The sequence below is a fragment of the Nonomuraea corallina genome (assembly GCF_027620315.1).
GTDB lineage: Bacteria > Actinomycetota > Actinomycetes > Streptosporangiales > Streptosporangiaceae > Nonomuraea > Nonomuraea corallina.
Map to the genome: position 1 here is coordinate 1 of NZ_JAPNNL010000240.1, position 9,070 is coordinate 9,070.

General features: G+C 73.2%; 10 protein-coding genes and 1 tRNA gene. 6 read left to right on the forward strand and 5 right to left on the reverse strand.

Annotated features, from left to right (window positions below; translation table 11 throughout):
* Nucleotides 1-164: DUF523 domain-containing protein (locus tag OUY22_RS34100; RefSeq protein WP_270159422.1), on the forward strand; the 164-nt coding region annotated here is incomplete at its 5' end.
* Nucleotides 165-214: 50 nt separating this feature from the next.
* Here the strand turns inward: OUY22_RS34100 and OUY22_RS34105 are convergent.
* Nucleotides 215-1,780 carry a M28 family metallopeptidase gene (locus OUY22_RS34105; RefSeq protein WP_270159413.1) on the reverse strand — a complete coding sequence of 522 codons (1,566 nt, stop codon included), beginning with the start codon at nt 1,778-1,780 and terminating at the stop codon, nt 215-217.
* Between the two features lie 160 nt (nt 1,781-1,940).
* On the opposite strand from OUY22_RS34105, the gene nhaA reads away from it, so the two are divergent.
* Together nhaA and OUY22_RS34115 are read left to right on the forward strand one after the other, a co-directional pair.
* Nucleotides 1,941-3,764, forward strand: coding sequence for a Na+/H+ antiporter NhaA (nhaA, locus tag OUY22_RS34110; RefSeq protein WP_270159414.1), 1,824 nt, complete (start codon nt 1,941-1,943; stop codon nt 3,762-3,764).
* A gap of 17 nt (nt 3,765-3,781) precedes the next feature.
* Nucleotides 3,782-4,258 (forward strand): hypothetical protein, encoded by a 477-nt coding sequence (locus OUY22_RS34115; RefSeq protein ID WP_270159415.1) that lies wholly within the window; start codon nt 3,782-3,784, stop codon nt 4,256-4,258.
* Here the strand turns inward: OUY22_RS34115 and OUY22_RS34120 are convergent.
* Nucleotides 4,237-5,022: an SDR family oxidoreductase gene (locus tag OUY22_RS34120; RefSeq protein ID WP_270159416.1), complete on the reverse strand. Its 786-nt coding sequence runs from the start codon at nt 5,020-5,022 to the stop codon at nt 4,237-4,239. The genes OUY22_RS34115 and OUY22_RS34120 overlap by 22 nt on opposite strands.
* Nucleotides 5,023-5,098: 76 nt before the next feature.
* On the opposite strand from OUY22_RS34120, the gene OUY22_RS34125 reads away from it, so the two are divergent.
* Complete coding sequence (locus OUY22_RS34125; RefSeq protein ID WP_270159417.1) at nt 5,099-5,413, forward strand: hypothetical protein; 315 nt, start codon at nt 5,099-5,101, stop codon at nt 5,411-5,413.
* Here the strand turns inward: OUY22_RS34125 and OUY22_RS34130 are convergent.
* Nucleotides 5,410-5,862 carry a hypothetical protein gene (locus tag OUY22_RS34130; protein WP_270159418.1) on the reverse strand — a complete coding sequence of 151 codons (453 nt, stop codon included), beginning with the start codon at nt 5,860-5,862 and terminating at the stop codon, nt 5,410-5,412. The two genes, OUY22_RS34125 and OUY22_RS34130, sit on opposite strands and share 4 nt — an antisense overlap.
* 44 nt (nt 5,863-5,906) lie before the next feature.
* Between OUY22_RS34130 and OUY22_RS34135 the strand changes: the two genes are divergently transcribed.
* Nucleotides 5,907-6,893, forward strand: a complete 987-nt coding sequence (locus OUY22_RS34135) for a helix-turn-helix transcriptional regulator (protein WP_270159419.1) — start codon at nt 5,907-5,909, stop codon at nt 6,891-6,893.
* 33 nt (nt 6,894-6,926) lie between these two features.
* On the opposite strand, the gene OUY22_RS34140 is transcribed toward OUY22_RS34135, so the two are convergent.
* Nucleotides 6,927-7,856, reverse strand: coding sequence for an MBL fold metallo-hydrolase (locus tag OUY22_RS34140; protein ID WP_270159420.1), 930 nt, complete (start codon nt 7,854-7,856; stop codon nt 6,927-6,929).
* A gap of 166 nt (nt 7,857-8,022) precedes the next feature.
* On the opposite strand from OUY22_RS34140, the gene OUY22_RS34145 reads away from it, so the two are divergent.
* Nucleotides 8,023-8,841 (forward strand): NAD-dependent epimerase/dehydratase family protein, encoded by an 819-nt coding sequence (locus tag OUY22_RS34145; protein ID WP_270159421.1) that lies wholly within the window; start codon nt 8,023-8,025, stop codon nt 8,839-8,841.
* A gap of 37 nt (nt 8,842-8,878) precedes the next feature.
* Here OUY22_RS34145 and OUY22_RS34150 read toward each other — a convergent pair.
* Nucleotides 8,879-8,951 (reverse strand) — tRNA-Ala (locus tag OUY22_RS34150).
* Between the last annotated feature and the right edge of the window lie 119 nt (nt 8,952-9,070).

Genomic DNA, 9,070 nt, shown 5'->3' on the forward strand with positions numbered 1-9,070 from the left:
GCCCGTCGTGCGGCGCGCTGGCCGTGTACGACGGCGCCTTCACCGGCCGCCGCGTTCCGGGCCGTGGGGTGACCACGGCGCTGCTGGAGCGCCACGGCGTCCGGGTGTTCGGCGAGGACCGCGTCGAGGAGGCCGCCGCCTACCTGGAGTCGCTGGAGCCCTGACGCGCCCGTCCGGGGAAGCGGCGGCGGGCGCCGCTCCCCCGTCCCGCGGGTCAGCGGGTGGTGGCGTGGTGGTGCCCGGCGTCCGCCCCGGGGTCCGCCTCGGCGTGCGCCCGGAGCGGGGCCCCGGCGCGGGCGGCCGTGGCGCCCGGCAGGCTCCGGTCGTAGGCGTACGTCACCGCCGAGTGCACGATCGCGCCGGTGTTGACCAGCAGCGCCTCGGTGCTGACGTTGGCGGTCGTGTCGCAGGACCGGTGGTAGCAAGGGTCGTAGGCGACGCCCGCGGTTCCGCCGTACTGCCGGGCCTCCTCCTCGGTCTTCACGCCCTCGGCGCCGGTGAACAGGCCGCCCGACGGGATGCCGGCCTCGATGAACGGCCCGTAGTCGGAGCGGCCGTCGAAGTCGGTGCCGCCGTGCGGCAGTCGCAGGGCGTCGAAGTAGCGCTCGAAGGTGGCCTCGATCTCGTCCGAGCCGGGCGGGCCCGCGGGCTCGCCGATCGCGTCGGAGTCGTCGCCGTCGTAGATCTTGTAGGCGTAGTTCGGCGAGCCGATCATGTCGAAGTTCAGGTACAGCTTGATCTTCGCGCGCTCCGCGGGAGCCAGATTCGCCACGTAGTGCTCCGAGCCGATCAGGTTCAGCTCCTCGGCGCCCCACCAGGCGAAGCGCAGCTTGTTGACCGTCGGCAGCTTGGCCACCAGCAGGGCGGTCTCCAGGATGCCCGCGCTGCCGGTGCCGTTGTCGTTGATGCCGGGCCCGGCGGTGACGCTGTCGAGGTGCGCGCCGAACATGACGACCTTGCCCGGGTCGCCGGACCGGGAGTCGGCGATCACGTTGGAGGTGGTGCGGATCTCGCTCTCGGTGTCGGTGGCCAGGCGCACCACGGTGGTCGCGGCGGCCAGGTCCGCGCCGACCTCGAAGCTCGCGCCGACCACCGGGATGGTCACCGTCGGCTCGCCGAGCGTGCCCTGCACGGTGGCGGTGCGGCCCTCCTGGCCCTCGTTGAAGATGATCACGCCTGCGGCCCCCGCCGCCTGGGCGTTCTCCGCCTTGACCCGGAAGTCGCAGCCGCCGCGCTGGATCAGGGCGATGTTGCCGGGCGTGAAGCCGGCGAAGTCCGCCGCCTCGCAGCCCGAGGTCGAGCCCGGGGCGGCGGGCGGCGGGAGCAGCAGGTCCACGTTCTGCAGGGTCGCGGTCACGTCCCCGGCGCCGGAGTACGTCATGGTCGCGAACTCGCCGACCGAGCTGCCGTCCGGCGGGGTCGGGGCGTAGGTGCGCGGGTTCGGCGAGATCCGCGCCATCGTGGCCGTCGAGTTCTCGATGAAGAACGGGAACTCGAACGACTGGATGGTCACCTTGTATCCGGCCTTACGCAGCTTGTCCGCCACGTAGTCGCGCGAGGCGTCGTACCCGGGCGTGCCGGAGGCGCGGGTGCCGCCGTTGGCGTCGGCGATCCGCTGGAACGCCTCCAGGTGGCGGATCACCGGCTGGGCCTTGACCGACCCGGCCAGGCGCCTCGGATCGGGGTCCGCCTGTGCCGGGGCGACGAGGGTGAGAGGAAGGGCGAGGGCCGCCGCCAGGGTGCCGGCTCGGGCCACGCCCTTGGGGAGGTGGAAGCGCATTCGGCTCCTCCGCAAGGAATCTGGTTGGGACTGTTTCCCCTGATTCAAGTTGCTGTGGCACGTTAACCAGAGGAAGCCACCCTGAGAAGGCCCAGATATCCGCCGCAGGTCAGCCACCCTCGCGGGAACCATAAGATCGTGCGGAGGAGGTGAGCCCACGGTGCTCAGGGCGATTTTCAAGACCGAGGCGGGCAGCACCACGCTGCTGCTCGCCGCCACCGTCCTGGCCATGCTGTGGGCCAACTCGCCGTGGGGCGACACCTACGAGGCGTTCTGGCACATCCCGGTCGGGCTGACGTTCGGCGACGCCACGTTCTCCCTCGACCTGCGCCACTGGGTGAACGACGGGCTGATGGCGATCTTCTTCTTCGTCATCGGCCTGGAGATCTCCTACGAGATGCGCCTCGGGCAGCTGCGCGACCGCCGGCTGATCGCCGTGCCCGCCCTCGCGGCGCTCGGCGGGCTGATCGTCCCCGCGGGCATCTACCTGATGCTCAACGCGGGCGGCCCCGGCGCCGTCGGCTGGGGCGTGCCGATCGCCACCGACACCGCGTTCGTGCTGGGACTGCTCGCCGTGGTCGGGGCGCGCTGCCCGGACCCGCTGCGGGCCTTCCTGCTCACGCTGGCGATCGTCGACGACGTGCTCGCCATCATGATCATCGCGATCTTCTACACGGCGAGCCTCTCGGTCCCCGCGCTGGTCACCGCCGCCGGGCTGCTCGCCGCGATCATGCTGCTGCGCTGGCTGCGGATCTGGCGCGCGCCCGCGTACATCGTGCTCGGCTTCGCGCTCTGGGTGGCGACGCTGGAGAGCGGCGTACACCCGACGCTGGTCGGGATCGCGCTCGGCGTGCTGGTGTTCGTCTACGCGCCCAGCGACCAGAAGCTCATGCGGGCGGGCGAGGCGGTGCAGGAGCTGACGTACGCGCCCAACCCGCGGGCCGCCATGGAGGCGACGCGGCTGGTGCGCATGTCCGTCTCGGTCAACGAGCGGCTGCAGCTGCGGCTCCATCCGTGGAGCAGCTACGTGATCGTGCCGATCTTCGCGCTGGCCAACGCCGGGATCCGGCTGGACAGCGAGACGCTGAGCGCCGCGATGACCTCGCCCATCTCCATCGGGGTGGCGCTGGGACTCGTCGCCGGCAAGCTGCTGGGGATCACCCTCGGCACCTGGCTGCCGCTCCGGCTCAACTGGGGCGTTCTGCCGGGCAACCTGGTGTGGGGCCAGCTGCTGGGCGGCGCGGCGGTGTCCGGCATCGGGTTCACCGTCTCGCTGTTCATCGTGGAGCTGGCCTTCGAGGACCCGCTCCTGATCAGCGAGGCCAAGATCGGCATTCTCGCCGGCTCGATCACGTCGGCCCTGCTCGGCTGGATCATCTTCAAGCTGGCGTGGAACCGGGGCGGCGTCTGCGCCCCGCCCGGCGTCCCCGCCGAGCCGGCGGAGGACCTGCCGGAGGTGCTCAGCATCCCGGTCGGCCCGGACGACCACGTGCGCGGCCCGGCCGACGCGGCCGTCACCGTCGTCGAGTACGGCGACTTCGAGTGCCCCTACTGCGGGCGGCTCCACCCGATCCTGGAGGAGCTGCGGCGACGCCATCCCGACGTGCGGTTCGTGTTCCGTCACTTCCCGCTGCGCCAGATGCACCCCCGCGCGATGCCCGCCGCGCTGGTGGCCGAGGCGGCGGCCCGCGACGGCAGGTTCTGGGAGATGCACGACCTGCTCTACGCACAGCGGCAGGCCCTCGGCGACGAGGATCTCGCGCGTTACGCCGCCGAGCTGGAGGTCGACCTGTCGGCCCCCATCGCCCCCCGCGCCGCCAGGATCGAGCGCGACGAGCGTTCAGGGTTGGAGAGCGGCGTACGGGGCACTCCGACCCTGTTCATCAACGGCGTACGGTACCGGGGCAGACTGGACCTGGATCCGATCATCGAAGCGGTGCGGCGAGCGCGCCCCCCGGCCGCCCCTCAGCGCCCGGCCCCCTGACGAACGGAGATCGCGGCTTGACCTCCTCCTGGAACCTCCTCAACATCGCTCTCGCCGTCACGCTGTGCGTGGTGCCCATGGTCGGCATCGTGCTCACGGCCATGGGCCGGCGCGTCCACGGCCGCGCCGCGACGCTCGGCCTGCTCGGCTGCGTCGCGCTCCTGCTGCAAGGGGTGCTGCACCTCGGCCAGACGCTGTTCCTCAACATGATCGTGCAGAGCGTCGGCCTGTCCGGGGCGGCCGGCGTCATGGCGGTGCTGGCGCTGCTGTCGTTCGTGCTGACGCTGACCGGCCTCAGCCTGCTGATCTGGGCCGTGGTCGCCCGCCGCCCCGGGATGACCCCGCAGCCCGCCGCACCCGCCTGGCAGCAGCCGCAGGCCGGCCCTCAGCAGCCGGGGCCTCATCAGCCCGGCTGGGCTCCGCAGCCGGGTTCCCAGGCGGGCCCGTACCGGAGCCCGCAGCCGCATCCCTATCAGGGAGACCCCTCGTCCTGACCCGCCAGATACTCCTGCCAGGTGATCTTCCCGGCGGGACCGGCGGGCGTGGTCAGGTGCCCGGCCCGGAAGGCCCGCCCCAGCCTGCCCGGCACGCGCATCCGCAGCAGCGGCCGGCGCGAGCGGCGGGAGTCCAGCCACAGCCGGGCCGCCTCCGCCATGGTCAGCACCTCCGGCCCGCCGTACTCCTCGACCTCACCCGACGGCCCCCGCCTGATCAGCGACGCCAGGTGCCCGGCCACGTCACGCACGTCCACCGGCTGGACGGGAATCCCCGGGTCGGCCACCACCGCGCCCAGGCGGGCCATCCCGGCGAGGATCTCCGCCGCGAACTCGTGGAACTGCGTCACCCGCAGCGTCGTCCACGGCACCCCGCCGTCCCGGACGAGCCGCTCGGCCGCCAGCTTGGTCCGGTAGTAGCCCCACGGCACCCGGTCCACGCCCACGATCGAGAGGTAGATCAGCTGCCCGGTCCTCGTCGCGCGGGCCCCCGCCAGCAGCGCGCCGGTCCCGTCCAGCTCCACCCGGCGCGTGTAGCGGCCCCGGTAGGGCGCCGACGCCAGGTGGACGATCGCGTCCGAATCGGCCACCGCCCCGGCCACGCCCCGCCCCGTGGCCAGGTCCGCGACGGCCCACCGCACCCCACCCGCGTCCGCCCTCCGGGTACGGCTGAGCGCCCGTACCTCGAACCCCTCGGCCGCCAGCCGGGCCGTCACCGCCCGGCCGAGCCGCCCGCTCGCTCCCGTCACCACCACTGATGTCATGAGGAACGGACGGGACAAAGCCAACGAATGTGACAACCTTGGAGACACTTCCCATCGCCGCTGGTTCGAGGGACTCATGAACCCAGATCACCCCCGCCGCCCCGACCCCGACATGACGATCAGGCATCGCCGGGACGCCCCCGCCCCGCCGCCGCGACGCCGGGACACGCCCCCGGACCAGGCGAGCACGACCCCGTCCGGGAAAACCGCGCCGTCCCAGGACAGCGACCGGACGCAGAGCCTCGACTACACGCCCGACCTGCTGCCGGACGTCGCGTACGAGCCCAGCCGGACGGCCAGGCGGGGCTGGCGGTGGCTGTACGTGGTGGGCGGGCTCCTGCTGCTGGTGGTGGCGGTGGCCGTGGCGGTGCTGCTCTCGGCGAGCTCCTAGGCCCGGGTGAAGTCCATCGTCCAGTTGGTCTCCCAGGTCCGCTCGCCGTCGACGGAGAACGCCTGCTCCCACCGGCACGCGTCGGGCCCGAGCACGGTCCACAGGAACCGGCAGCGCACCGGCCTGCCTTCGTGCGCGTCGTCGGCGTAGAACTCGCCCCGATCCCCGTCGAAGCCGCCCACCATCGGAGGCAGGCCGAGCGTGCCGGTGCGGCTGTCGGCCCAGTAGATGGACCACAGCCGCGTGGCCGGGTCGTACAGGCGCAGCGTCAGCCCGCTGAAGCCGCGGGTCGGGAAGCGGATCTCGTCGACGTTCGCGCCGCCGCCGAAGTGGCGGGTGCAGACCGACCTGCCGGGGAACTCGTCCCAGTCGTCGCTGCCGGCCAGCCGCTTGACGAGACGGCGGTTGACCACGTCCCAGGTGCCGATGAGGAAGTCGAAGTCGTTCATACGCCGACCTTACGGACGGGTCACTGACATGTAGTGTCAGTGACGTGCGTGCCTCCCGCCTCGTCTCGATCCTGCTGCTCCTGCAGACCCGGGGCCGGATGACGGCCCAAGAGCTGGCCGACCGGCTGGAGGTTTCGGTCCGTACGATCTACCGCGACGTGGAGTCGCTGCACGCCGCGGGCATCCCGCTCTACGGCGACGCCGGCCCGAGCGGCGGCTACCGCCTGCTCGACGGCTACCGCACCAGGCTGACCGGGCTGACCGCCGACGAGGCCGAGTCGCTGTTCCTGGCCGGGCTGCCGGGCCCGGCGGCCGAGCTCGGGCTGGGCACGGTGGTGGCGGCCGCCCAGCTCAAGCTGAGGGCCGCGCTGCCGGTGGAGCTGCGCGACCGGGCCGGCCGGATCCAGGAGCGGTTCCTGCTCGACGCCCCGGGCTGGTACCGGGACTCCGAGCCGCTCACCCACCTGCCGGCGGTGGCCGAGGCGGTGTGGAACGAGCACCCGCTGCAGGTCCGCTACCGCCGCTGGCGGGCGCCTCAGGAGGTGGAGCGCCGCCTGGAGCCGTACGGGCTGGTGGTCAAGGCCGGGCGCTGGTACCTGGTGGCCCGCTGCGGCGCCGACGTGCGCACGTACCGGGTGTCGCAGATCCTGGAGCTGCAGCCGCTGCCGGGCCGGATCGCCCGGCCGGAGGGCTTCGACCTGGCCGCTCACTGGCGGGACTACCTGGCGGAGTTCGAGGCCCGGCTGCGGTGGGGCGAGGCGGTGGTCCGGCTGTCGCCCGCCGGTCTGGAAGGGCTGCGCGACCTGATGACGCCGGGCGTGGTGGCGGCGGCGAAGCAGACCGCCGGGCCGCCCGACGAGGAGGGCTGGACCACGGTGACGCTGCCCATCGAGTCGATCGGGCACGCGGTTCCCGAGTTCCTCCGGCTGGGCGCGGACGCCGAGGTGCTCTCTCCCGTGGAGCTGCGCGAGCGGATCGCCGCCACCGCCGAGCTGGTCGTGCGCCGCTATCGCGGCGGGACCGCCGGATGACCCGGTGCCCGGCTCCGGCGGGCGGGCCGCCGGTCAGACCCTGGTCGGCAGCGGCCCGCCGTGGTACGTCATCGCGTCGGCGAAGGCGGTGAGCAGGTCCACCTCTCCCCCTTCGGCCTCCGCGTACTCCCGGTGCAGGTTGAGCACCAGCCGCTCGGCGTCGTCCCACCCGGCGAACTCGCCGAGGTCGGCCCCCTGCGCCGCCGCCAGAGGGGTGAGCCCGCCCGCGCGCCCCTCCCGCGCGACGTCGAGCACGAACCGGTAGTAGCGTTCGTGCGCCGCCAGGATCCCCGGCAGCGACGCCGCGCCGGCCAGCGGCCCGTGCCCCGGCACCACGTGCTCGGCCCCGAACGCCGCCAGCCAGTCCAGCGACTCCAGCGCGCCTCGTACGGACCCCATCATGACCAGCGGCGTCAGCCCGTTGAAGAGCAGGTCGCCGGTGAACAGCACCCGCTCCTGCGGCAGCCACGCCACCACGTCGCCCGGCGTGTGGGCCGGATGGCCGGGATGGCGCAGCTCGACCCGCCGCCCCCCGGCGTACACGGTCACCTCGTCGCGGATGGCCACGTCCGGGACCCGCCGGGTGACGTTCCCCCAGTCGGGCACCGGCGTCCAGAACGGCGGGCAGCCGTCGATGGCGATGTCGGCCAGCAGCGCCTCCCGCATCGCCTCGTGCCCGAACAGGACGGCGCTCCCGGGAAGCAGGCTGTTGCCGTACGCGTGGTCGCCGTGCTGATGGGTGTTGACCGCCATCCGCACCGGCGCGCCCCCGGTGGCCTCGTCCACCGCGCCGAGGAACCGCCGGGTCCGCTGCTCGGTCGCGCACGTGTCGACCACGAACACCGCCCCGTCACCGGCGACGGCGCCGGCGTTGTTGACCCACCAGGTCCCGTCCGGCTGCACCCACGCGAACACCCCGTCCACGACCTGGTGCAACCGCGCCTCTTCGAGCCGACTGTCCATGTTCCTCCCATCGGGCCGCGCTGACGCCTGTCCTCTCCGGCGTACCACCCGGCGACCGCGACCGCGCGCCGTTCGCCGAACCGGGCGGCGCGGATCCCGTCCGGCGGTAGCGGCCGGGGCGGTCCATACGGCAAAGTGAAACAGCGTTTCCCTAGGAGGTCTTGACGTGCGTTATGTGATCATCGGCTGCGGCAACGTCGGCATGGAGCTGGCCCGCCGCTGGACCGCCGCGGGCCATCAGGTGACCGGGACCACCACCACGGCCGGGCGGGTGGAGGAGCTCGGGGAGGTCTGCTCGCAGGTGGCGGTCCTGCGGGGCAGCGACCGCGCGGCGGTGGAGCGGGTGACCGAGGGCGCCGACGCCGTCGTCCTGACCGTGAGCCCGCGCCTGGACCGTTCGTTCGACGCGGCTCAGCGGGTCGCCGAGTACGCGGACACGCTGACCGCCAGCGCCCGCACCGCCGCCGCGGCGCATCCCCGGGTGGTCTTCACCAGCTCGGTGTCCGTGTACGGCGCCGGCACGGGCGACGTGGTGGACGAGGACACGCCCGTCACCGGCGACCCGGACGCCTCGCCGCGCAACTTCGCCGAGGCGGAGGCCGCCGTGCTCGCCACCGCCGGCGGCGCGGTCGTCCGCATCCCCGACGTGTACGGGCACCCGCGCGACATGGACTACCCGGCCCGGGTGAAGCTGGCCCACGAGCTGCTCGGCGGGAGCGTCCCCTTCTCCGCCGACGCGCTGCTCTACCGGATCGACTACCGGGACGCGGCCGCCGCCCTGGACTTCGTGGTCAGCCGGGGGCTCACCGGGATCTACAACGCCGTCCCCGACGGCGAGGCGCCCCGGACGAACGCGGAGGTGTTCGGCGAGATCTGCGCCGCCGGAGGGTGGCCGCCGCTGACCTTCCGCGGCGAGATCAGGACGCCGACGGTGCCGGTGAGCTCGGCCAGGCTCCGCGCCGAAGGCTTCGTCTTCGGGCACTGACCGGGGGCGCCGCTCGCCGAGCGGTGGGGGTGAAAGGTGGAGCTATGGGGATTCGAACCCCAGACCTCTTCCATGCCATGGAAGCGCGCTACCAACTGCGCCATAGCCCCTGGTCGCCGCTCGCAAGCGGGCCTCGGAGAGCATATAGCCATCTCCGCCATTCGCCTAATCACGCCGAGACGGCGGGGAAGGGGCCGCTCGCGTGAGGCGGTGGCGACAGGGAAGGGGG